General features: G+C 45.6%; 19 protein-coding genes. 8 read left to right on the plus strand and 11 right to left on the minus strand.

Translation table 11 applies throughout. The features are described 5' to 3' along the window. From F6K49_RS23860 to F6K49_RS23870, 3 genes are all read right to left on the minus strand, one after another. Positions 1-2,086, minus strand: a 2,086-nt coding sequence (locus F6K49_RS23860; RefSeq protein ID WP_293100665.1) for an AAA family ATPase, incomplete at its 3' end; no start/stop codon positions are given. Between the two features lie 153 nt (positions 2,087-2,239). Continuing rightward, entirely contained in the window at positions 2,240-2,929 is a 690-nt protein-coding gene (locus tag F6K49_RS23865; RefSeq protein WP_293039412.1) for a Uma2 family endonuclease, read from the minus strand. A 199-nt stretch (positions 2,930-3,128) separates the two neighbouring features. Beyond that, the gene (locus tag F6K49_RS23870; protein WP_293100668.1) at positions 3,129-4,001 is read right to left on the minus strand and encodes a helix-turn-helix domain-containing protein; all 873 of its coding nucleotides are present in this window, start codon (positions 3,999-4,001) and stop codon (positions 3,129-3,131) included. A 170-nt stretch (positions 4,002-4,171) separates the two neighbouring features. Between F6K49_RS23870 and F6K49_RS23875 the strand changes: the two genes are divergently transcribed. The 3 genes from F6K49_RS23875 to F6K49_RS23885 all read left to right on the plus strand — a co-directional run bounded on the left by F6K49_RS23875 (position 4,172) and on the right by F6K49_RS23885 (position 6,087). After that, a complete protein-coding gene (locus F6K49_RS23875) occupies positions 4,172-4,801 on the plus strand; it encodes an NAD(P)-dependent oxidoreductase (RefSeq protein WP_293018143.1) in 630 nt (209 codons plus the stop codon). Between the two features lie 229 nt (positions 4,802-5,030). Beyond that, a complete protein-coding gene (locus F6K49_RS23880; protein ID WP_293018141.1) occupies positions 5,031-5,525 on the plus strand; it encodes an anthrone oxygenase family protein in 495 nt (164 codons plus the stop codon). A 271-nt stretch (positions 5,526-5,796) separates the two neighbouring features. Further along, positions 5,797-6,087 (plus strand): hypothetical protein, encoded by a 291-nt coding sequence (locus F6K49_RS23885; protein ID WP_293100671.1) that lies wholly within the window; start codon positions 5,797-5,799, stop codon positions 6,085-6,087. Between the two features lie 28 nt (positions 6,088-6,115). Here F6K49_RS23885 and F6K49_RS23890 read toward each other — a convergent pair whose 3' ends face one another. The 7 genes from F6K49_RS23890 to F6K49_RS23920 form a co-directional block, all read right to left on the minus strand. Further along, positions 6,116-7,798: a glycosyltransferase family 39 protein gene (locus F6K49_RS23890; protein WP_293100674.1), complete on the minus strand. Its 1,683-nt coding sequence runs from the start codon at positions 7,796-7,798 to the stop codon at positions 6,116-6,118. A 505-nt stretch (positions 7,799-8,303) separates the two neighbouring features. After that, the gene (gene ilvD / locus F6K49_RS23895) at positions 8,304-9,989 is read right to left on the minus strand and encodes a dihydroxy-acid dehydratase (protein WP_293018138.1); all 1,686 of its coding nucleotides are present in this window, start codon (positions 9,987-9,989) and stop codon (positions 8,304-8,306) included. 206 nt (positions 9,990-10,195) lie between these two features. Further along, entirely contained in the window at positions 10,196-13,768 is a 3,573-nt protein-coding gene (locus F6K49_RS23900; RefSeq protein WP_293100677.1) for a UPF0182 family protein, read from the minus strand. A gap of 513 nt (positions 13,769-14,281) precedes the next feature. Beyond that, positions 14,282-15,583 carry a glutamyl-tRNA reductase gene (locus tag F6K49_RS23905; protein ID WP_293039389.1) on the minus strand — a complete coding sequence of 434 codons (1,302 nt, stop codon included), beginning with the start codon at positions 15,581-15,583 and terminating at the stop codon, positions 14,282-14,284. A 459-nt stretch (positions 15,584-16,042) separates the two neighbouring features. Further along, positions 16,043-17,080 carry a class II fructose-bisphosphatase gene (gene glpX / locus F6K49_RS23910; RefSeq protein WP_293100680.1) on the minus strand — a complete coding sequence of 346 codons (1,038 nt, stop codon included), beginning with the start codon at positions 17,078-17,080 and terminating at the stop codon, positions 16,043-16,045. A 68-nt stretch (positions 17,081-17,148) separates the two neighbouring features. Continuing rightward, positions 17,149-17,301 carry a hypothetical protein gene (locus tag F6K49_RS23915; RefSeq protein ID WP_293018134.1) on the minus strand — a complete coding sequence of 51 codons (153 nt, stop codon included), beginning with the start codon at positions 17,299-17,301 and terminating at the stop codon, positions 17,149-17,151. A 128-nt stretch (positions 17,302-17,429) separates the two neighbouring features. Then, complete coding sequence (locus tag F6K49_RS23920; protein WP_293100683.1) at positions 17,430-17,702, minus strand: hypothetical protein; 273 nt, start codon at positions 17,700-17,702, stop codon at positions 17,430-17,432. Between the two features lie 123 nt (positions 17,703-17,825). Between F6K49_RS23920 and F6K49_RS23925 the strand changes: the two genes are divergently transcribed. The 5 genes from F6K49_RS23925 to F6K49_RS23945 all read left to right on the plus strand — a co-directional run bounded on the left by F6K49_RS23925 (position 17,826) and on the right by F6K49_RS23945 (position 24,813). Then, entirely contained in the window at positions 17,826-21,662 is a 3,837-nt protein-coding gene (locus F6K49_RS23925) for an NB-ARC domain-containing protein (RefSeq protein WP_293100686.1), read from the plus strand. 466 nt (positions 21,663-22,128) lie between these two features. Further along, positions 22,129-22,350, plus strand: coding sequence for a hypothetical protein (locus F6K49_RS23930; protein ID WP_293100689.1), 222 nt, complete (start codon positions 22,129-22,131; stop codon positions 22,348-22,350). 250 nt (positions 22,351-22,600) lie between these two features. Further along, a complete protein-coding gene (iscB, locus tag F6K49_RS23935; protein ID WP_293018130.1) occupies positions 22,601-23,872 on the plus strand; it encodes an RNA-guided endonuclease IscB in 1,272 nt (423 codons plus the stop codon). 70 nt (positions 23,873-23,942) lie between these two features. Further along, entirely contained in the window at positions 23,943-24,212 is a 270-nt protein-coding gene (gene grxC / locus F6K49_RS23940) for a glutaredoxin 3 (RefSeq protein WP_293018256.1), read from the plus strand. A 301-nt stretch (positions 24,213-24,513) separates the two neighbouring features. Continuing rightward, positions 24,514-24,813, plus strand: coding sequence for a hypothetical protein (locus F6K49_RS23945; RefSeq protein WP_293018129.1), 300 nt, complete (start codon positions 24,514-24,516; stop codon positions 24,811-24,813). On the opposite strand, the gene F6K49_RS23950 is transcribed toward F6K49_RS23945, so the two are convergent. Next, entirely contained in the window at positions 24,792-24,977 is a 186-nt protein-coding gene (locus F6K49_RS23950; protein ID WP_293100693.1) for a hypothetical protein, read from the minus strand. The genes F6K49_RS23945 and F6K49_RS23950 overlap by 22 nt on opposite strands. Positions 24,978-25,173 lie beyond the last annotated feature (196 nt).

The raw sequence follows: 25,173 nt of genomic DNA on the forward strand, positions 1-25,173 counted from the left end.
CCTTTTCCACCTCATCGAGCAATACTACTGAGTAAGGACGCCTACGCACGGACTCTGACAGTTGTCCTCCTTCTTCATACCCTACATATCCTGGTGGGGCACCTACTAACCGAGAAACTGCGTGTTTCTCCATATACTCGGACATATCAATCCGCACCAAAGCTTCTTCGCTGTCAAACAGAAACTGTGCCAGTGCTCTAGCTAATTCGGTTTTACCGACCCCAGTTGGTCCCATAAACAAGAACGAACCAATGGGACGCCCGGGATCTTTCATCCCTGCTCTAGCGCGACGAATGGCAGCAGCCACAGCAGAAACGGCTTCTGTTTGCCCAATCACCCGTTTATGTAAATGTCCTTCGAGCTGTAATAACTTCTGGCGCTCTGATTCCAGCAATCGCTTCAGGGGAATTCCGGTCCATTTGGCCACAATTTCGGCAATATCGGATTCACTGACTTGTTCTCGCAACAGAGCACTACCTCCCGATTGGAGTTCCAGCATCATACTTTCTTTGGCTTCCCGGTCCCGCTGTAAAGCTTCTAATTTGCCATATTTTAGCTGGGCTGCCTTATTCAGGTCATAATTCCGTTCTGCCTGTTCCACTTGTACCCTTAAGTGTTCTTCTTCCTCTTTTAAGGCACTGATGTCTTGTAACAGTTGCTTTTCCGATTGCCATTGTTTATTGAGTTGTTCCTGTTTTCCCCGTAAAACCACAATTTCTTTTTCAATGCGCTCTAACCGTTCTTGGGCAGAACTATAGGTGGCGGTGGTGGCAGTGGTTCGCTTATCTTCCCCTTCTAGAGATAACTTTTCCATTTCCAGCTGCATCAGCCTGCGGTCAGTCGCTTCCAATTCTACTGGCTTGGAGGTAATTTCCATTTTGATTTTGGCTGCAGCCTCATCCACCAAATCAATGGCTTTATCGGGTAAAAATCGGTCACTAATGTAGCGCTGGGATAAGGTAGCTGCTGCTACCAAGGCTGAGTCGGTTATATTAACCCCGTGATGGACTTCATAGCGTTCTTTGAGTCCCCGCAAAATCGAAATGGTGTCTTCTACAGTTGGTTGCTTAACATAGACTTGCTGAAACCTACGTTCTAGAGCAGCATCCTTTTCAATATGCTTACGGTACTCATCAAGGGTAGTTGCTCCAATACAACGCAATTCTCCCCGAGCTAGCATTGGTTTGAGTAAATTCCCTGCATCCATAGTGCCACCGCTAGCACCAGCTCCGACTACGGTGTGCAATTCATCGATAAACAGGACAATTTGACCATCTGAGTGGGTCACTTCCCTGAGTACAGCTCTAAGTCGGTCTTCAAATTCCCCCCGATATTTAGCACCTGCAATCAAGCTGCCCATATCTAAGGAAATCAGCTGGCGGTTTTTGAGGGATTCTGGGACATCCCCATTCACAATTCGTTGGGCTAGTCCTTCTGCGATCGCAGTTTTTCCTACCCCTGGCTCTCCAATCAACACGGGATTATTTTTCGACCGACGAGAGAGCACCTGAACCACCCGACGAATTTCTTCATCCCGACCAATCACTGGGTCAAGTTTTCCGGCTTGAGCGGCTTCGGTCAAATCCCGCCCGTATTTTTCCAAGGCTTCGTAACGGGATTCGGGATTTTGGTCTGTGACCTTTTGAGAGCCTCGGATGGCTTTAATGGCGGCTTCGAGCTTTGCCGCATCCTGGTTATAGGTTTTGAGCAAGCGGCGTCCTACCCGTTCATCCACCGCTAAAGCCAGTAACAGATGTTCTACTGCAATATAGTCATCCTGCAAAGCCTTGCGATAGGCTTCCGCATTATCGAGCATCACGTCTAAAGCACGACCCAGGTACAATTGGTCTAGGTTAGCGACCTTAGGTTGGCGGTTAGCAAAATTTTCCAGTTGTTGCTGAAACCGGTTAACATCAACAGTGATACGGGATAGAATTCGATTGGGTAGCCCATCTTGTTCCAACAATGCGATCGCAACGTGTTCGACTTCCAGCTGTTGATTTTTGCAGCGACGGGCGACATCTTGAGATTTAACAATCGCTTCCCAGGCTTTATCAGTAAACTTGTTGGCGTCAGTGGGCTGCATATCTTACAACAAATCTCGCTTTTTTACCATCTATGCTGTGGTTAGTATAGCAATCCCTTTTACCCTATATCCGGAAAGTCGGGTTTTAAATTGATCCACTATGGATTATGATCAATCAAAGGTTGATCAAAGATTGACGGTTAGGATTCCCATTCACGGTAGGGTTTCTGGATCAATCCCCATTGTTTTGAGATAATCCGCTAACCGTTGAGCTCGTTGATATTCCTGTTGTGCAATTTGCTCTGGTGTCAATAACCGATTTCCTTGGTAATCGTACCAGTATAACCACTCTCGTTGCCATCCCTCGTATATCCCTTGTTCTCGTCCAATTAACAAGCCTAGTTCTGGTATCTCTATCGGTTCACCGGATTGTCTGATATATTGCCCGTCTACCAAGCGATACACCTCCAACGGCTCATGCTTATCCCGTCGCCAATGGTGGGGATTATAAATGGTGTAATTGAGTACTCCTAGTTGAGCGTATTTTTCCAGCTTCTGGTCATACTCACCCCCTGGCGTTTGAGAAACGACTTCTAACACCCATTGGGGAACGATATAATTTTCTTCCCATAGGACATAGCTGAGCCTTCCCTTTGCACTCTTACGTCGCACTACCCCTAGACTTAGGAAACCATCAGGCACAATAGCCGGTTCTTTCGGTTTATAGTAAACTCCCATGTTTACCCCTAGGAACCAATCTTGGCGCTCTGACCACAGCGAAGAGAGTACTGCTCTTAATAGAGTGGGAATTAGGATTTGTAATTCATTATCCACAGGGGTATCGTCGGAATCTGGTAGCTCTTCTGCAGAGGGTAAATACTGCAATGGGTCATACTGTATCATATAGCATTTATCAAGTCTATGAGGTACTAATTATTGGATTTTAGGGAGCAGGGAGCAGGGAGCAGGGAGCAGTAAAAATATTTTTGGGAGTGTTAATCCCGGGTGCTATTATGGAGGGAGTGGTTAAACATCCTGTGTACCTCATGATTATGATAATTGCTAGAGTTAGTTTCCGAAGGGGATACTCACGATAAGAGGATTAATTTGCTCTGTAAGCTTTCGGTGTCATGCCGGTAAATTCTCGAAACTTTTTGCTCAAATGGCTGTGGCTGTTGAACCCACACTCTAAGGCAATGTCCACAATTAATCGGTCTTTTAGTTTCAACAACTGCTTCGCCCGTTCTACCCGTTGCTGAATCAAGTATTGGTAGGGAGACATGCCAATTGACTGCTTAAATAGACGGCTGAAATGGAATTGGCTCATGTCTAGCAATCGAGCTAATTCTGCCAGTTTAATATCTCGATCTAAATTTGTATCAATGTAATCTATAATTTGCTGTAGTTGACGCAGGGGTAAGCCACCCTGGTAAATTGGCAACTGAGGTTTGGTAGCTGCGTGTTGCCTCAGTAAATTCACTGCCAAGACGTTAGCCAGAGAATCTATGTAAAGTGTGCTGCCATTAGATTCCTGTTGAAGTTCAGTCAGTAGCATGATTGCGATCGCTTCAATCTGTGGATTGCGAGTCCGAAATTCAGGCAGTAATTCTAGCCGATCGGGATTCTGTTCAAGGGTTTGGCTAGCTACGCTTTGAATAAACTGAGATTTAAGCCGAATCTGCAAGTAATTATCATCACTGTCCCACCGAGCAAAAAACGGTGTCTTGGCAGGGGTAATGGACATGTCTCCTTTTTTATACAGCCCTGTATAAGTTTTGCCTGCCTGAATTTGCAGCAACCGAACGGGACGAGGAGCAAGGGAGATAGAAAGGGTATGCTCATCATTGTAATGACAATTTCCCTCTCCAGCAGGATGTTGGAAGTGTTGGACTCGAATATTCTCCCAGCTTTGTGTTTGGGGAGACTTCTGGGATAAGCCATTTGTTTGAGGCTGTTGGATAGCAGGATTTTTCATTATCCAACTCCAGTGCGTCTAGTTCCGATTATAGTCAGCTTGGGGTGCTTTCCAGCAAAAACGTGAAAAGCGATCGCAAGATTGTGATAGTACCACAAGAACTAGACAGCTTAGCATCAATCGCCTTTCTAAGCTGTAAGGGTGATTGTTAAGCAGAAAGTATCAACAAGATGAATATACTTATTTTTGGTTCAACCGGTGGTACAGGTCGGCAGGTTGTGGAACAGGCCCTTGAGCAGGGACACAGGGTTACAGCATTTGCACGGAATCCCGCCAAGCTAGATATCAACCACGCAAATCTCAAGGTTGTTCAGGGGGATGTCATGGATGTCACTTCAGTGGAGAAGGCGGTCCAAGGTCAAGAAGCAGTGGTGTGTGTACTCGGAGCAGGTCAGAAGATGACAGGGACAATCCGGTCAGAGGGAACACAACAGATCATTCACGCCATGGAAAAAGCAGGAATCCGACGCTTTATCTGCCAATCAACCCTTGGAGCAGGAGATAGTTGGGAAAATCTGAACTTTTTCTGGAAGTATATCATGTTTGGATTCCTGTTACGACACGTGTTTGCTGATCATCAAAGGCAAGAGAACTATGTTCAGCAAAGCAGTCTAGACTGGACAATTGTTCGTCCTGGAGCCTTTGTAGATGGGAATCGCACTGGCAAATATCGACACGGATTTCCAAGTAACGATAAGACATCAAAACTCAAAATTTCTCGTGCTGATGTCGCTGATTTCATATTGAAGCAACTGGCAGATGAAAAGTATATTCACAAGACACCAAGTTTGTCGTATTGAAGTAAGCATTCAGCATTCAGCTATCAGCTATCAGCTATCAGCTATAGCGCAAGTCAGAAGTTAGAAGTCAGAAGTCAAAAGTAAGCTATGACTGAGTTTCGGAGTTTAGGAATGTCAAACATCTGAATGCTTAATGAAATATCAGCCAAAAACTGACCGCTGACGGCTGACCGCTGACCGCTTAGATATTAAACACTTTCACAAAACACGAAAATTCCCAGGAGACTTTATGGTAACTGTTCACAACTTCCGCTTTTCTCTAATGCTGTTAACAGCAATCGGCAGTAGTCTGGCCGCTGGCATCTTCTTCGCCTTTTCGACCTTTGTGATGAAGGCTCTGGCTCAGCAACCACCAGCACAGGGTATTGCTACCATGCAATCGATCAATATTACTGTGATCAATCCCTGGTTTATGCTGGCATTTCTGGGAACCGCTGCTGCTGGCACATTGCTGACTATTTCGTTACTGTTGCAGTCGCATCAACCAGGTGCTGTCTATTGGTTGGCCGGTACTCTGCTTTATCTGATTGGCACAATTGGCGTTACCTTCGCCTGCAATATCCCCCTGAATGATGCCCTCGCGATCGTCACGCCAGACAGTACTGAAGCTACAACCCTATGGGCAAGATTCCTGACGGATTGGACATTTTGGAATCACGTTCGGACGGTAGCAGCAGTTTTGGCAGCGATGCTGTTTACAATTTCCCTTTGCGTTCGCCCTTAGGCGGGCACGAAGTGCCATCGCAAAGGGCGATTTGGAATGACGGACCAAGCTACACTCATCCGATAGGGGAGTGTAGCTTGGTTTTTTATTGTCCTCAATATAAACAATCATGTAGCCTGCCAGGATAGATAATGGCATGTGCTTGGAAGTAGGGATGTTGCCAGGTAAGATGTCATCCCCTGATTACTTACCAACTTACACCCTTGCGACTTGCTAGTATCTAGCGTCTAAAATAAAAGAAAGTAATCGATACTACAATTCCTCAAGAAACTTGACAGAACCAGAACCGCCAAAAAAATTAGTCATCAAAAGAATACCCTCAATTGAGCGCAAACCCCAAATCGCACTCAAGAGCGTCACTAATTCTGAGGGTGAAGTTTTCCAGTGCCAAGACCAGATTAGAGTAAAAGCACCTTGGGGAAGTAGAGCTACTGCCGAGATTACAGCCTTGTATCAGGATGAGAGTGGCAATGCTTGGGCGCAATATAAGCCCAATGAATCTGACCCAAAGTGGGATTGGGAGGGAGGCTGTATCCGTGCAGAGCGACTGAGAAAACCTTGAATCCTAGGTCTGTGACTGATTCGAGCTCTTATCTAGGATAAGGCTTGACCATCTTAGTCGCCCAATACACATGGAAAACCTCTGTGACTGCTCCAGCTCGTCGAATCGGCACTGTCCCTATTTCCTGGATATCCTGAAAATAAGCTCGATAGCTATCTGTCAACTCTTGAAATCGCTCCAGAGTAACGTATAGTCCATCTTTACCCAACCATTGCTCCGGCTGGAACCAGACCATAAAACCACGCATATCCTCTCCCAAGCAGGTAATTGGTGTAGAGGTCAGGGGAGTAATCGCCATCCCTACGATCCCACTGATATAATACCCATTACTAAAGACAAAGCTAGACTTTTGTAATGCTTCACTTAGGACAGGAGACTCAGCAAATCCTTGTCGCAGTTGCTGAATATCAATCAGTTCTGTAGAGGGGTCATCCTTGGGAGAGAGAAAACCCCCAAGTAAAGCATAGTGACCGGATTTTTGCAGTGTTCCTGTAGTGATATGTAGCAGCACAAACAATAATAGGCTAGCTATTGCTATGGCTGAACCCTTTAGCCATCGGTTTACCCAACGGCGCGATCGCACTTTGTGCCCGCCTAAGGGCGAACGCATTTGCCACTGTTGCGCCTGTTGCCCTAGTAGTAAGGTTATCCCCCAAAATCCTGGCATCGGCCAAGTGGGCAAAATTTGGTGATATCCTGCTAAGAGGGTAAAGCCTAGAACTAGGGGTAGGGATACCCATAGGATCAATCTTGACTCCAATTTTGATGTCTTGGTATACCCGGTAAATTGAGCAAGTAGCGATCGCAAACTCACCCACCACATCGGCAATGCCATCGTAGGGAAAAGATAAGCTATCCCAGATAAAACTATCACTAATACATTTAGCCAATTGTAGCCCTGCTGAGGTACCTCTGGCTCTGGTTTAAAACGGGTGGATAAATGGAAAGTAAACGATATCCAATCATGCTGTATATTCCAGTACCAAATTGGAAAAATAGTTATGATAAATAACATTAAACCTAGCCATGCCCAAGGTGACAACAATGCACAACGATGACGTGGACTCGTTAAGCAAAAACCAACTAATCCTAATCCCAAAACAAAGCCATGATATTTACCTAGACAAGCTAAACCTACTAAAATACCTAGGAGTGCTAACCGATAGCTAGGTCGGTATGAATCATAAATAGGGGTTAGGGTGTGGGGGTTAGGGTGTGGAGTATTGTAATATAAACTATTGGGTTGACTAGAGAATTTTTCCCTTGAATGTTTCCCTCTTAGGGTAAAAAATTCGTAAGCAGCACATAACAAACTAGCTGACCAGAAAAATATCAGGGGACTATCGGGTAAGCTAAGCACACCAAAGCCAATTTGAAAAATCGGAATAATGGTAGCGATCGCTAACGTCAATCGAGCTGCTTTGGTGTTAAATAGATGAGTGCTAGTCAGATACAGTAGCAATAGGCTACCTGTATACAAAATCAGGGCACCCAGACGAATAGTGAATTGGGAAACCTCTCCCGTTATCCAAGTCCCAAAGCCAGTAGTCAGGGCAACTAAAACTGGGTGATCAAAATAACTCCAGTCTAGATGCAGGCTATAGACATAGTAATAGGCTTCATCAATACCAGGGTAAAGCCAGAAAGCAATGATACACCGAAACAGTAGCCCCCCTAGCAGCCAACCAAGTACAAATTGATGTTGAGACAACCTTTTCAGGGCGTTATGCATCATATATAGCAGTTTTCAATGGGGTGAGTTACAAATTACTGGCTTTTAGGGAGCAGGAATCCCCCGTAACCCCCCGCGCGTAAGGCAGGGCTGTTTCATTGTAAGCATTCAGCGGTCAGCGGTCAGCGGTCAGCGGTCAGCGGTCAGTGGTCAGCGGTCAGTGGTCAGTGGTCAGCTTATTTTATTCAAAGGTGCGCTTGACCTTGGCGAATTTAATTCGCCACGGGTCGCACCTAAAAGCACCGATTGCGCTACGGGCACGCTGCGCGAACAGTAGCGTGCCCGTAGCCCATTAGCTGATATAGCAAAAGTCAAAAGTCAGAAGTCAGAAGTCAGAAGTCAAACTCTTGCGCTTACTTAGGTTTGAGACTTTTGTCATGTCCGCGCCTGCCCTGGCGACTGCTATAGCTGATAACTGATAGCTGAATGCTTAGGTTTGATGCTCGTCAAAGATAGATAGGGAGATAGCAACTGTGTATAAGTGTTAATCCAAATCTAAATCCGTTACTGCTCCGACACTACTGGAAGAGACTAAGGTGGCATACTTTGCCAATACCCCTGTGGTATAACGGGGCTTGGGTGGTTGCCAACTAGCACGGCGTTGCTCTAATTCTTGATCGGACACATTTAGTTGTAAGGAACGCTGATGGGCATCAATGGTAATCATATCCCCTTCCTGGACTAATGCGATCGCACCTCCAACCGCTGCTTCTGGTGCGACATGACCGACTACCATGCCATAAGTACCTCCAGAAAATCGTCCATCGGTAATTAATCCGACCGAATCACCTAACCCAGCACCAATAATGGCTGATGTGGGAGCCAGCATTTCCCGCATGCCTGGGCCACCCTTTGGTCCTTCATAGCGCACCACAATCACATCACCAGAGTTGATTTTACCGGCCAGAATCGCATCTAAGCAGGCTTCCTCGGATTCAAATACTCGTGCTGGACCGGTGATTTGAGGATTTTTTACCCCAGTAATCTTTGCTACTGACCCTTCTGTGGCTAGATTGCCTTTCAGAATCGCTAAGTGTCCTTGAGCATACACAGGATTATCCCAAGGACGAATTACATCTTGGTCAGCAGGGGGTTGATCAGGTACATCTGCTAACACTTCCGCTATAGTTTGGCCGGAAATGGTCAAAGCATCCCCATGGAGCAAATCATGGACCAACAGCATTTTCATCACTTGGGGAATCCCCCCGGCGCGGTGCAAATTGACAGTGACATAGCGACCACTGGGTTTGAGGTCACACAGGACTGGTACTTTAGCCCGGATGGTTTCAAAGTCATCAATGGATAAGGCTACTCCAGCAGCATGGGCGATCCCTAACAGATGCAAGACGGAGTTGGTGGAACCACCTACTGCCATAATTACTGCGATCGCATTCTCAAAAGCCTTTCGTGTTAGAATATGCCTAGGTAGTATTTGCTGGCGAATTGCTTCGACTAACACAAAAGCAGATTTCTCAGCACTATCGGCTTTTTCAACATCTTCCGCTGCCATGGTAGAAGAATAGGGCAAACTCATCCCCATTGCCTCAAAAGCAGAGGACATAGTATTAGCGGTAAACATGCCGCCACAGGAACCAGCACCAGGGCAAGCGTTGAGTTCCACCGCCTTGAGTTTAGCATCATCAATCTTGCCAGCACTGTGTTTCCCAACAGCTTCAAAGGCACTAACTACCGTTAAATCTTCACCATCTAGATGTCCAGGTTTAATCGTGCCACCATAAACGAAAATTGCTGGGATATTCATCCTGGCAATGGCAATCATCGCCCCTGGCATATTCTTATCGCAGCCGCCAATGGCCAAAACTCCATCCATACTTTGGCCATTACAAGCGGTCTCAATGGAATCAGCAATTACTTCCCGGGATACCAGGGAATATTTCATCCCTTCCGTTCCCATGGAAATCCCGTCACTAATCGTAATTGTACCAAACATTTGAGCCATAGCACCAGCAGTTGTCAATCCCGCCTCTGCTCGTTTGGCCAAATCATTTAAACCCAAATTGCACGGAGTAATAGTGCTGTAGCCATTAGCAAGACCAACAATGGGCTTAGTAAAATCGTCATCAGTGAAACCAACAGCCCTCAGCATGGCTCGGTTAGGCGCTCGCTGAACACCTTGGGTAACCACTTGGCTTCTCAAATTCTCCGGCATGGATATGTTCCCCTCAAAGGTTAGAGTCTCTACCAGAGATTTTAGATTTAGCCATGAAATTTAGCCATAATATCAACTCTGGTTGAATACCCATCATCGGAAGTGTGGCAAGTTTGAGGAGTGTGGGAAGTGTGGGAAGTTTGGGAAGTTTGGGGAGATGGGGAGATTTTTATTAAGGGTATGACAACCGGATTTAGCTAGATTAGCTAAGGGAGTGCAGTTTCCTCGACTGGACGTACAATTGCTGATGTCTTACTTTGCTCTGGCTTAAAGATGGCATCAAGTGCCTCTTCTAGATTTTGAGCCATAATAATCTGGTTTTGATAAACCACAATAACTCGCACTAATGTTGGCAGACTATGTTGCTCAGCTTCTAAATACAATGGCTCAACATACAGTAGCGATTGCTCGATGGGAATAACCAAAAGATTCCCCTGAACTGCTCTTGACCCCTTTTGATTCCATAAGGAAATTTGTTGAGAGATGACTGGATCTTGATTAATCAGAGCTTCAATTTGCTCTGGTCCATAGATGAGTTGTTGCTTGGGAAACTGATACAGGAGTAACTTGCCATATTGATCCCCATCAGAGCGACCAGCTAGCCAACCAATTAAATTATTACGACCTGTAGGTGTATAGGGGTGGAGCAAGATAAATTCTTCTGATTTCTCCTTGGGGAGTTTCATGATAATGTAGTAGGGTTCCACTGGTTGAGATTTACCAGCATAAATTTCCTGGGGAATCCGCCACAAATCCTCTTGGTTGTAAAAGACCTGGGGGTCAGTCATGTGATATGCTAGCAAGCGCTCGGATTGGATATTAAATAGATCAATGGGGTAGCGCAGATGAGTCCGCAGGTTGGTGGGCATCTGATCCAGTGACTTGAAGAAATTTGGTAAAATCTTACTCCAAGTTTGAATAATCGGGTCTTTTGGGTCAGCTATGTAGAAACTAACATCGCCATTGTAGGCATCAATAACCACTTTTACGGAGTTACGGATGTAGTTAAACTGGTTGTCACCTGGGTCGGCATAGGGGTAGCGATCGCTTGTGGTGTAGCCATCCACAATCCAGTAGAGATAATTCTTAGTGACCCCTGACTCAGCTTGAGAAGTATCAGCAATTACCAGGTAGGGGTCAGCGTCATAGCGTAAGAAGGGAGCGATCTCTTGAATCCGTTGCCGAATATTACGGCGAAACAGTAACCGTGTTTCGGGTGTGAAATTCCCAGTCAGTACCATCTGCCAGTCTTTGAGATACTGGGCAAACACTAACCGCCGCCAAAAGGAGTTTAGGGCAATACCACCAGTGCCATCGTAGGTGTTGTAAACGTTGTCGTCTCCACTGGGATAGTCTAATTCCTGAGTTTTGGTGGAGGTCATGATATAGTTATTGGTCAGTTCTCCGTAGTAAATCCGGGGTTGACCAATGGGGATACTATCACGAATTTCTGGAGAGGATGTATATAAGCTTCCTTTGAACCCTTCACCTCCACCAGAACCGATGTCTTTAATAAAGTAGTATGGCAGTCCTCCCTCTCCTACCTGATTCACAGCAGAGAGGGTAAAGCCATAGCCATGGGTATAGACTAAGTGTTTGTTAACCCAAGTTTGTGCTTGTTTGGGCACAGCATCATAGTCTAATTCCCTTGGAGCAATGAGTACTTGTTGTTTGTGAGTTTTTGTATTTAGTTTGAGGTTAGCAGGTTTAAAGTTAGCAGGTTTAAGGTTATTTTGTTGTTTGGTTGAAGGTTTAAAGTTAGCAGGTTTAAAGTTAGCAGGTTTAAAGTTAGCAGGTTTAAAGTTAGCAGGTTTAAAGTTAGCAGGTTTAAAGTTAGCAGGTTTAAAGTTAGCAGGTTTAAAGTTAGCAGGTTTAAAGTTAGCAGGTTGAAGGGGGTTTTTTGAACTTTCAACCTTCAACCAGTCAAGATTCAACCAGTCAAGATTCAACCAGTCAAGATTCAACCTGGCAACATTCAACCTGCCAACATTCAACCTATCAACATTCAACTTGCTAACATTCAACTTCTCATCAACCTTCAACTTGCCAACATTCAACCAGTCAAGATTCAACCAGTCAACATTCAACCAGTCAAGATTCAACCAGTCAACATTCAACCTGTCAACATTCAACCTGTCAACATTCAACTTCTCATCAACCTTCAACTTGCCAACCTTCAACTTTTCAACATTAAACCCAGCCTTCAACCCAGCCTTCAACCCAGCCTTTAACTGGTTTGGATTAACTTTAATGGTGTAGCGATCAAAATTGGCGTCGGGAAATTTGTAATAAAGTCTCAGTTGTTGGAGCTGACGATTACTTTGTAATAAGGGGCGGGTATCCCACAGGGGAATGTTGTCGATGGTTAGGTGATTTTTTTCTAGATCGGTGCTGGTCAGATTACCTTGGGGGTTAAAGGTTTCAACTTCAACACTATCGAGGTCAAAGGCTGCTCTGGTCAGGGCAATAGTCCGAGCAATATAGGGTCGTTCTAAGGCTAACTCGTTGGGTTCGACTTTAAACCGTTGCACTGCTGCGGGTAAGATTACCCCAGCAATTCCCCATATCCCTAGGTATAAGCCGAGTATCCACAATGCTATTGGTATTTTGGTGGGCAGACGGCGTATCCAGACAATTGACCTCAAGAGTAACAACAGTGCGATCGCAAAGGCCAGAATGCTCAATCCTGTATTAAAGGGCAACTTGACTGAGACATTGGTATAGCTTGCACCGTAAGCCACACCACGGGTTGAATACAGTAAATTGTACCGGGAAAACCAATAGTGGAAGGCTGTGATTGCCGACACAGCAGACCCAAGGCCATATAGGTGCCGTAGTTGGTTTTGGGAAAATCCTGGAAATTTACCATCTGAGAGGCTATTGCCTGAGGTTAAGTAAATTAGCCATACCGCAACTAGACCAAAGAGAAATAATCCCCCTAGCCAAAAATCCAATAGTTGCCATACCGGTACGCCAAATACGTAGAAGCCGATATCCTGTCTAAATAGTGGCTCGGTAGTGTTAAAGGCAGTGGGATAGAAATACTCTAAAATTCTGCCCCATTGTTCTGAGATCACCATCGCCCAGGAAAAACTTAGTGCTAGGGCGATCACTCTTAACCACAACTGAGTATTCACCATTAGCCCTACCATCACTGCCGATATCATCCCCAGCTGCCAAACTAGATGGCTTCTGGATTCCGATAAAAATAGCTTTCCGAGAGATACCCAACCCAAGGGTGACGGTAGGGGGGGGGTCGCTTCACTCAGAAAGGTGGCTGACAAGGTTTCCCGATTGAAATGCCAAACAGAAAAGGCCATTTTTCCGTAGTACAACAGCACCACCCCAACTAATACACTGAGTGCTAGGGCAAATGGCAAAAGCGATCGCAATCTGAAGGCTGGGCGTTTTCTAGAAAATTTTCCTCTTGGTCTGACTCCCGATCTCACTATTGGGGAGGGTGAGTTTAACTGTGTTTGGTTAAGGGTTAAAGATGAAGAGTCAAGAGTCTTGAACCCTTTTAGCCAGGTAATCTCGAGATCAGCTAAGTTTTCTGGATGCTTGAAATGGTTGGCTAACCGTAAATTGGTCAGCAAAAACCCCAATGATAGGCTAAAGACAATTCCCCACAAACTCAGCTGGGTCTGCAAATGCAGCAAGAAAGCGGATAGATAATCCACTTCCGTGAACCATAAAATTTCTGCTACCAGGTGAGATAGCAAATTCCAAGCTATCGATAAACCTAGTAGCCCAGTAACCCAGCGCAAGAGTTTGGTCATTGGTCTTTAAGTCTTTGGTAACTTCCAGGATAGCGTGGTCTATCAAAAAGTAAGCATTCAGCCGTCAGTTGTCAGCCGTCAGCTTATTTTTCAAGTAGCGTATTAGCTGATAGCTGTTCGCGTAGCGTGTGCGTAGCACATAAGCTGATAGCTGATAGCCAGTAGGGTGGGCAAAGTGCTGTGATCTATAATACTGATTTGAACCAAACTGTTTTTGCCCACCCTACAAGTTTCAAAAACATACCCATGCCAGTAGGGTGGGCAAAGTGCTGTGATCTATAATACTGATTTGAACCAAACTGTTTTTGCCCACCCTACAAGTTTCAAAAACATACCCATGCCAGTAGGGTGGGCAAAGTGCTGTGATCTATAATACTGATTTGAACCAAACTGTTTTTGCCCACCCTACAAGTTTCAAAAACATACCCATGCCAGTAGGGTGGGCAAAGTGCTGTTATCTATAATACTGATTTGAACCAAACTGTTTTTGCCCACCCTACAAGCTACAAGCTGCTAAATTGCTTGCTTGCCAGTATCCAAATTAAACAGCATTTGTAACGATTCCATCGCCAGGCGTCGGGTTTCAATATCTTGCTGTGCTCGTAATTGCACCATCGGGTCATGAAGGATTTTGTTAACAATCCCTCTGGTTAAGGCTTCGATCACTTCTTGATGTTTTTCGGCAAATTCTGACCCAAGACGGGATAGAGCTTTCTCTAGCTCTTGCTCACGGATTGTTTCGACCTTGCTGCGCAAGCTACTAATGGTAGAAACGGTTTCTAGGGAACGCCACCAGATGTCAAAGGCTTCCACTTCTTCGTATAAGAGTTCTTCTGCTTCCATGGCCATCTTACGACGGCTTTCCTGATTCTGTGCTACCACTGCTTTTAAGTCATCCACGTTGAAGGAGTGGACAGTCTCTAGCTCATCAACATCCGCTGCCACATTACGAGGCACAGAAATATCAATTAGCATTAATGATTGGCTAGTCTGCAACACTCCTTCTAAATTCGACCGAGTCAGCAGTGGTTCGGTGGCACCGGTGCTAGTAAATACGATATCTGACTGAGCAACCACTGTCATCATATCTGACAACGAATCCAGTTTTAGATCCGCTTTGGGAAACGCTTTTGCTAACTCTTCAGCCCGTTTGGTGGAACGATTCAGAATTGAGATATCTACGGCACCTTTGGCCAGCAGATGTTTCACTAGCAAGCGGGACATCTTGCCAGCACCGATAATTGCTATTTTATAGGGGGTCAAAGAGGTGCCATAAAGGGTCTCTACCTTCTGCTGAGCTAACTCTACCGCTGCTGAGCTAATGGAGACCGCCCCTGTTCCAATACTGGTTTCCGTGCGAACTCGCTTACCGGCTGTAATTGCTTGTTTAAACAATCGATTCAGTAGACGTCCGATTCCCTTGTGTTGCTGACCAAGTTTGTGGGTGGTTTTGACCTGAGCTAGAATTTGCCCTTCTCCTAAGACTAGGCTATCTAGACCTCCAGCAACCCGCATTAAGTGCATGACTGCATCTTGATACAACAGAATAAATAGGTGGGGGCGCAACTTGGCTAGAGGAATGCCAGCTTTTTCTGTCAGAAACTGGCACAATTCTCGAATTCCTGCATCAGTTTCTGTGGTTACTATATAAACTTCCAACCGATTACAAGTACTCAGTATCGCTACCTCTTCTATATGAGGATAGCTACATAAGTGGGGCATCACAGTCTCTAACTGGGCTTCTGGAATGCTCAGTTTTTCTCTGACTTCAACCGGTGCTGTCTTGTGGCTCAGACCTACTACGGCAATGTTCATGGTTTTGATGGGAATGTTTTGATAGGAGTAGGGAATAGGGAATAGGGAATAGGGAACAGGGAAAAAATATTGTGTACTTTATTAGTTTGAAAACCGTTATATTAGTAATTCTTTATCGGTTTCGCGGTACAAATGTTTTCTACAAATGTTTCCTACAAATCCTTCCTAAGACGAAGTTGAAGGAAGGGTTAAACTAGGTTTTAAACCTTCCTTCAAGCTTGAACTACTGTTGCGGTTAGGGCGTGTTTTCAAAGTTTTCCGCAAGATTATGATCCCCCCCAGCCCCCCTTAAAAAAGGGGGGAGCCATACTCAAAGTCCCCCTTTTTTAAGGGGGATAATGGGGGATCTCCGAGGCAAGAAGACACGCCCTAGGCGCTACAGGGGTAAGGATTCGGCTGATAGCTGATACGCGACACGCTGATAGCTTACCTACAAGGTTACAACCCTCTTCCTAAGAGTTAGCTCAATTGGATATACTTGGGCTGTTCAAACATATGGACGGTGTCCACAAATCGAGCGGTCTTGGACTGACTGGAAATAACTAGGCTTTGAGTCCGTGCTCCACCTTGGAAGAACCGAACCCCATTCATCAGGGTTCCTGGGGTGATACCACAAGCAGCAAACAGTACGGTCTCACCAGAGGCTAGTTCCTGAGCATTGTAAACCTTATCGGGATCGGTAATACCCATTTCGTTGAGCCGGGCAATGTTGCTTTCCTTGCTCTCCCCAATCAAACCAGTTTTCACGATGGCGGGATCGTAGATTAGCTGACCTTGGAAGTGTCCCCCTAAGGCACGCATTGCTGCTGCTGAGATTACCCCTTCTGGCGCAGCACCGATTCCCATCAAGGCATGGATATTGGTACCAGCAAAGGCACAGGAGATGGCGGCGGAAACGTCACCGTCACTAATCAGTCGCACCCGAGCACCAGCTCCCCGGATTTCGTTGATCAAGTCCTTGTGACGGGAACGGTCCATCACCACCACTACCAGTTCATCAATGGAGCGCTCTAGACAATCGGAGAGGATTTTAAGATTTTCCGTTGCGGACTTGTTGATATCTACATGATTCTTGGCTTGGGGTGGTGCTGCCAGCTTTTTCATGTAGAAGTCAGGAGCAGCAAATAGACCACCCTTCTCAGAAATAGCTAGCACTGCCATGGAACCGTTTTGCCCATAGGCAACTAGGTTGGTTCCTTCACAGGGGTCAACCGCAATATCAATTTCTACCAGCTCATCTGGGTTACAGAATTGGGCAGCATTCTCTTGGGTGCAAATCCCAACTTCTTCACCAATGTAGAGCATGGGAGCATCATCCCGCTCCCCTTCTCCAATTACAATGCGACCCCGCATATAGATCTTGTTCATCCGCTCCCGCATGGCTTCTACAGCCACTTGGTCAGCAGTGTTTTTCTCCCCTTTACCCATCCATTTGGCGGATGCGATCGCAGCTTTCTCTACGACTTCTATAATTTCTAAGCCTAGTGTATTTTCCAAAGCGCCCGTTCTCCCAAAAGCTTGATGAGCTTATTTTCTTAATTATTTGTTTACAGTCTTTAAGTCTATCAGAGCTTGGTATCTCGTAGAAGGGAACAGGGAATCGGGAATCGGGAATTGGGAATCGGGAATCGGGAATCGGGAATCGGGATCGGGAATCGGGAATCGGGAATCGGGAATCGGGAACAGTGACTGAAACCCTTTTCCCTCCTTAGTTTCAAATTCCCCCCTTATTAAGGGGGGTTAGGGGGGATCACCCACACTGCCTATTTCTTGTTTGCCCCCTAAATCCCCCAATTCTGGGGGACTTTGATATCATTACTACCCAAAATTTTGGGGTTAGGGGGGATCACCCATCCTGCTTCTTAAACCAAGGACCCACCACCTGGATCAATCTGGTCAGTGCTCCCAATAACACTGCGATCGCTAAAATCATTTCCGCTGGACTGTCCCCATCCTTGAGCCAGAGAGCAGGATTTTCCATTAGGGGCTGTGGTTGTTCGACTAATGCTATGGTGTCAACTCCTTGATTATCAAGTACTTGCTCTTTGAGGTGATTCATGGTGATGCTTCGATTTCCTAACTGAATCCATAGTGACCTGAGGGTAGTGTCTACAAGCAACAGCTAGTTGAGGGTAGCTACAACCACCGTGTATCAAGGCTAGACTAGTTGAGGGTAGCTTCTGCAATTGTGGGAAAACCTACCCTAACCCTCAACTTTCTTTCTTGCCCATCCCCCAATAGCATGCCCAGACGTACTTTAGGTCCTACTGTTCAAAAAAGAGCACTACGTCTATTTAAAGCATTAGTTTCTTTTGCCCAAGACATCGCTAATCAGGGGAATCCCGATATTAAATTCCGTTGGATAGAGAAAACCTCAACTAATCCAAAACTAGTAATTGAAACTCAGACCAGATATTTAATCCAACTCACCAACAAGGATAACTATCCAGATAGTCTCAGCAAGGCTCAAGTGGTAGAAGCTTTGCAGCGGATGGAAGACTTCTTAGGAATTTTAGAAGACAACCGTGTCAAGAAAAAAGGAACAGAAGAAAGGCATTTCACCCTGACACTCTACGCTCCAGACCTAGCCACAAACCTAGAAAGATTTAAGCAAGAGTGGGACAATAAACGACCAGAGAAATCCAAACAGCAAGAACAAGCAACTGCTACTCCTCCCAAAACCTGCCAATCCCTTCGCCCTAAGCCAGGGGTTCCCTTCCAAGCCCCACCCCTACCAGCTTACTTTATCCAGCGCCCAGAGGTAAGCCAATCCCTGAAGCAATCCTTACTATCAGAGCAGACCGCTAAGACGGGAACTCTGGTAGTTAGCGCCATTTATGGTTTAGGGGGTATTGGTAAATCTACCTTGGCTGCTGCCCTTGCCCATGACCGAGAGGTACAGACTCATTTTGCCGATGGTATTCTGTGGGCAACCTTGGGTCAGCAGCCAGACTTGCTGTCTTTTCTCAGTAGTTGGATCCAAGCACTGGGAGACCATGACTATAAACCCACTAATACTAATGCGGCTTCTAGACATTTACAAACCTTGCTGTTTGAAAAGGCTACGCTGCTAGTAGTCGATGACGCTTGGAACCCAGACCATGTGCAACCCTTTCGGATTGGTGGTGCTAAGTGCCGGGTGTTAGTGACCACTCGTGAAGCTCAAATTGTGGGAGTGACTCGCTATGATTTAGATTTGATGAGTCCCTCACAAGCCTTAGCCTTACTGGAAGAGTATGGGGGTTCTAAACTTAAGGGGTCAGACCGTAAACAAGCCCAAGCCCTAGCCACAACAGTGGGCTACTTACCCCTAGCCCTGGAGTTAGCGGCAGCACAAATAGCAGATGGTATTTCCTGGCAGGAGTTACTCACTGACCTGCAAGAGGAAATTGCCCTGTTGGAAACCTTAGATTTACCAGGTGCCCAAGAGGTTGATGAAAAGCGACGCAAGCACTACAGCCTAGTGGCATCCTTTAATCTGAGTCTACGGCGACTACCATCGGAAAAATTTCAGCAATTTGCCTGGTTGGGTGTCTTGCCAGAAGATGTCTCGATTAGTCCTGCTTTAGGCACAACCTTGTGGGATGTCAGTGCTAGAGAGGCCAGAAAGACCTTACAGTATTTTAAATCTAAGGCTCTACTGCTATCTGGTAAATCCACTAATGGCACTCCCACCTATCAGCTCCATGACTTAGTTCATGACATGGCCCGTCGGCTGCTAACTGCTGAAGGAGCTACAGGGGTAGAGAGTAGCTTACCGGGTTTGGGATTAAGCTGGCCCCAAGCCCATGGTCAACTCCTAGAGCGCTATCGCCAAAAAACCCAAAACGGATTGTGGCACACCCTACCGGATGATGGCTATAGTCACAGTTATCTGACCTGGCATTTAGAAAAAGCCGGTTGGGTAGAGGACGTACACCAACTGCTGCAGGAGGAAACAGAAGCTGGACGCAATGGTTGGTATCAAGCCTGTGAACGTTTGGATAAACTGGGGAGCTTTGTCAAGGATGTGGCCAAGGCTTGGCAGTTAGCAGAACAGGCTTTTTCCTCTTCACCAACTCGTTCCATTAGTTTGCAGTGCCGTTATGCCTTGATGGTGTCTTCTGTGAGTAGTTTGCTTGGGCATATTCCAGGAGAATTGATGGCAGCCCTGGTAGAGAAAAAGATCTGGACTCCAGTTCAAGCTTTGGCTTATGTTAAACAAATACAACATGCTAGTAATCGAGCAGAAGCACTAAAACAGCTAGCCCCAAAATTACCCAAAACACTACTCCCAGAAGCCCTCAAAATCGCACGGGCTATTACCAAGGAGTCAGACCGAGCCAGAGCGTTAAGTGGACTAGCACCACAGTTGCCGGAAATTTTACCAGAAGCCCTAGAAGTAGCACGGGTGATTACCGATAATAGAAACCGAGCCTATGTCCTGGGTAAACTAGCATCAGATTTGCCAGAAATCTTATCAGAAGCCCTCGAAGCAGCACGGGGGATTACCAATAACACAGACCGAGCCGATGCCCTATGTAAACTAGCACCACAGTTGCCGGAAATTTTACCAGAAGCCCTAGATGCGGTACGAGCCATTAGCAATAAGAAATACCGAACCTATTCCCTATGTAAACTAGCACAACATTGGCCGGAAATCTTACCAGAAGCCCTAGATGCAGCACGGGCCATTACCAATAACACAGACCGAGCCTATGCTCTTAGAACACTAGCATCAGATTTGCCAGAAATCTTATCAGAAGCCCTCGAAGTAGCACGAGCTATTACCAATAACACAGACCGAGCCGATGCCCTATGCAAACTAACACCACAGTTGTCGGAAATCTTACCAGAAGCCCTCGAATTAGCACGAACCATTACCAATAATACAGACCAAGCCGATGCCCTATGTCATATAGCACAACATTTGCCGGAAAGCCTCCTCCCAGAAATCCTAGAAGTTATAGGGACAATAAGAAATAATAGAATAGGGTCGGTAATATATTTTGATAATGGAATAGAGGAGTCTAAAAAAGCTAGTAGACTCAAAAGACTAGCACCACATTTACCTAAGAGGCTACTTTCACAAGCTTTAGAAGTCGCACGGTCAATTTCCGATTATACAGAGCGACTCTATGCTCTGTCACAACTAGCACTACACTCACCAGAAATTTTACCAAAAGCTCTAGATTTGGCGCGAGCCATTACCGATAATACAGACCGAGCCTATGCCCTGAGAAAATTAACACCACAGTTACCAGAAATTCTACCAGAAGCTTTAGATGCGGCACGAGCCATTACCGATAACGTAGACCGAGCCTATGCACTGAGAAAATTAACACCACAGTTACCGGAAATCCTACCAGAAGCCCTAGATGCGGCACGAGCACTTACCGATGAGAGATACAGAGCTAATGCCCTGAGTGAACTAGCACAACATTTGCCGGAAATCTTACCAGAAGCCCTAGATGCTTTACCAGCAACCCATGAGTGGAAGCAAGCCGATGTTTTGGTAGAACTAGCACCACAGTTGCCAGAAAGCTTGCTACCACAAGCGCTAGAGGTAGCAAGCGCCATTACCGATAACGGAGACCGAGCCTATGCCCTGAGTGGACTAGCACCACAGTTACCGGAAATCCTACCAGAAGCCCTAGATGCAGCACGGGCACTTACCTATGATCTGGATCGAACCAAGGCCCTGAAAGAACTAGCAAAACATTGGCCAGAAATCCTACCAGAAGCCATAGAAGCGGCATGCTCCACTACCGGTGAGTGGGAGCAATCCCTTGCTATAAGCAGCCTAGCACCAGATTTGTTGGAAAGCTTGCTCCCACAAGTCCTAGAAACAGCACGGGCAATTCAGTCTGAGTATTACCGAGCCGAAGCGTTCAGTGGACTAATCAAAAATCCCCACTTTTCCCTCCAAGAAGACGTTTCCCTTTGGCAAGAGTTTCTTCACACCTTGGCTTGTCACGATCGCCAGCAGTTCTTAGAAGACCTGGTTAATCTCAGTCCAACTATTATCTCGTTGGGAGGCAAGGAAGCTCTGGCTGCAATTGTTGAATCGATTAAGGATGTCAGTCGGTGGTGGCCCTAGAGTGGAGAGTGTGGGAAGTGTGGGGAGATGGGGAGATTTTTATTAAGGGCTTGTTCCGACTTCTAACTTCTGACTTATAACTTCTGACTTGCGCGTAGGGCTATAGTGCGATCGCACCGATCAAGCGGCAAACGAGTACTGGCATGTGAGAAAATCGTACTCGTCAATAACAAATTGGTACCGGTTTTTAATACGCAAGTACTAGTGTATTAGCAACAAGTACTAGTTACTGAGAAACGAGTACTGTTAAGTGATAAACTAGTACTCGTTAGCGACAAACTAGTACTTGTTTGTTATACACCAGTACTGGTTAACGAAAACGAGTACTAATATATAACAAACTAGTACCCATTTGTTATACACCAGTACTGGTTTGTTATACACCAGTACTAGTTAACGAGAAACGAGTACTGGTAAGTGATAAACTAGTACTCGTTAGCGACAAACTAGTACTAGTTTCCAGTAAATGGGTACTCGTGTGTTAGATTTTAATACAGCACTACCCACTTCAGACTTCAGACTATTGGCTCTTGCCTCTTCCCTGCTCCCTGCTCCCTGCTCCCTAAAACTTAGATATTTGTATCTCACAAGTCTTAGAGGTTGCTATAGATTCAACACCATAGGATTAACCAACAATGCTGGATTTTCTCAATCCCATCCTAGGACGCAAGCCAGAACAGGTCAATAACTCACCGCTAAGTCTTTTCAGACTATAGCGGGAGCTTGTTAAAAGCTCATAGTTGACCAGTCTAAGTTTTCTAAAAACTACGTTATTTCTGAGTGTTCAAGTTCCTACCTGGGGATGCGTAGCTAGTCCCCAGCTCTAGAACCCAGCCGTTAAACAGGTGTAGTTGAGTTAAGCCAGTGCGATTGGGAAAGTACCGAGAAATAACTTTGACGAAGCTAACTTTACCCTAGCGATAGGAGGAAACACAGTTATGCGTGTCTTTGTACTTAACAAAAATCGACAACCTTTAGACCCATGTAAACCGGCGAGAGCGAGAATTTTACTCTCAACAGGCAAAGCCAAAGTCTATCGTCGTTACCCATTTACTATATTTTTGACGGAAGAAATAAAGGAACCAATCACTCACGAACATCAGTTAAAAATAGACCCTGGTGCAAAAACAAGCGGTCTAGCCATTGTCCAAGGAAAGCGGGTAATCTGGGGAGCCGAACTTACCCATAGGGGTTTTCAAATACGAGAAGCTTTAACCTCTCGCAGGCAGTTAAGATGCTCCCGACGCAATCGTAAGAATCGATACCGCAAGCCCAGGTTCCTTAATAGAACTAGACCAAAAGGTTGGTTAGCTCCTAGCCTGATGTCTAGAGTTCAAAATATTTTAACTTGGGTTAAAAAGCTAACTCGATTATGTCCTGTTACAGGTATCTCCCAAGAATTGGTTAGGTTCGACACTCAAAAGCTGCAAAATCCTGAAATATCTGGTATCGAGTACCAACAGGGTACACTTTACGGCTATGAACTTCGGGAATATTTACTTGAAAAATGGAATCGCAAGTGTGCTTATTGTGGGGCAACAGGTACTCAGTTAGAAATCGAGCATATCAAGCCTAAATCTAAAGGTGGCTCCGATCGAGTTTCTAATTTAGCGATCGCTTGTCGCCCATGTAACCAAGCTAAATCTAACCAAGATATTGAGCTTTTCTTATCCAAGAAGCCTAGCATATTGAAACGTATACTGAATCAAGCTAAACGCCCCCTCGCTGATGCGGCTTCTGTTAATACAACCCGCTGGAAATTGTACCACGAATTAAAATCAATCGGGTTGCCTATTGAAGTGGGCAGCGGCGGATTGACTAAATTCAATAGGTGCCGCCAAAGTCTTCCTAAAACTCATTGGTTGGATGCGGCGAATGTTGGAAAAGTTGAAACATTGATTATTGAAGTAACCCATCCTTTGATAATGACCGCAAAGGGGCACGGTACTCGTCAGCTCTGTAGAACCAATAAGTATGGATTCCCTATTCGTCATTGCTCCAGAATTAAATTTCACAAAGGCTTTCAAACGGGCGATATAGTTCGTGCTGTAGTAACCAAAGGCAAAAATATCGGTACCTATGTAGGACGGGTTGCTACCAGAAAATCAGGGTCTTTCAACATATCAACTAAATCAGGATTGGTGCAGGGCATCAGTCACAAATATTGCCAATTTATTCACAGGAAGGATGGTTATGCCTATACAAACTAAACCCTGTCCTCCCTTTCCTCTCACCGCGTGCGTCAAAGATTATAGCGGGAGACGACCGGGAGGCGGACAGATGAAAGCCAACGTGGAAATTTACACGTGGCAAGCCTGCCCCTTCTGTATCCGAGCGAAGCTATTGCTATGGTGGAAAGGGGTTGACTACACCGAGTATAAAATCGATGGGGACGACAATGCCAGAAACCAGATGGCGGAACGAGCCAACGGCGGTCGAACGGTACCCCAAATTTTTATAAATAACCAACACATTGGCGGTTGCGATGAGTTGTATGATTTAGACGCTAAGGCACAATTGGAGGCTTTGTTAACTCAGGCAGCAAGCTAATGGGAATCGGGAATCGGGAATCGGGAATCGGGAATCGGGAAGAGAGAGCGTTGCTGATTATGGGTATGATTTTGCCCCCCTAGGGAGTGTTTTCAAAGTTTTCCGCAAGATTATGATCCCCCCCAGCCCCCCTTAAAAAAGGGGGGAGCCATACTCGCTCGTCCCCCTTTTTTAAGGGGGATAATGGGGGATCTCCGATGTTCCCTATTCCCTACCTTGACAGTGAAATATTCAACTTAGTGCAAGATCGGAATAGAAGAGTTAAGGTTGATTGGTTAAGCTTTCAGGGTCAATAACAATAGTGAAACGTTTAATAATTAGTGCCTTAGTATTCGTGATCATGTTGGGAGTGGTAGCATTTCCTGCTGCTGCTACGGTCAAGCGCTATCAAATTAGTGAATCTCCTAATGTTGATCTGTCTTTAGATGGCCCTGCCTTTGACTTGGGTGGTGGTGGTCCTGATGTGGATCAAGCGATCCAGTGGATGATTAACGAAGTTAGGGATTGCAGCAAATGCGATCGCACTGTTGATGTGGTTATAATCCGGTCTTTTGGTGGCGATGGCTACAATGAACCGATCTATAACATGAACGGGGAATAATTAGTTTTGGGGAATCGGGAATCGGGAATCGGGAATCGGGAGTAGGGAACAGGGAACAGGGAACAGGGAATAGTAGGAAAGATATTCGAGTAGTTTTTGGTGTTATGATTAAGTAGTATTAGTTTTCGTGATATATCTAGTTTACTAATCAAAAAATACACCATAAAATGGTTACAATAAATCCAATATTTATGGATTTCAATTAATAATTGAAATTTTAAAATAGTAATAAACAATTAACCCTTAATCCTGATCTCCCCATCTCCCCATCTCCCCATCTCCCCATCTCCCCATCTCCCCATCTCCCCATCTCCCCATCTCCCCATCTCCCAACTCGGAAGCGCACACGCCTGAACCCCA

The organism is Moorena sp. SIO3I6 (assembly GCF_010672095.1).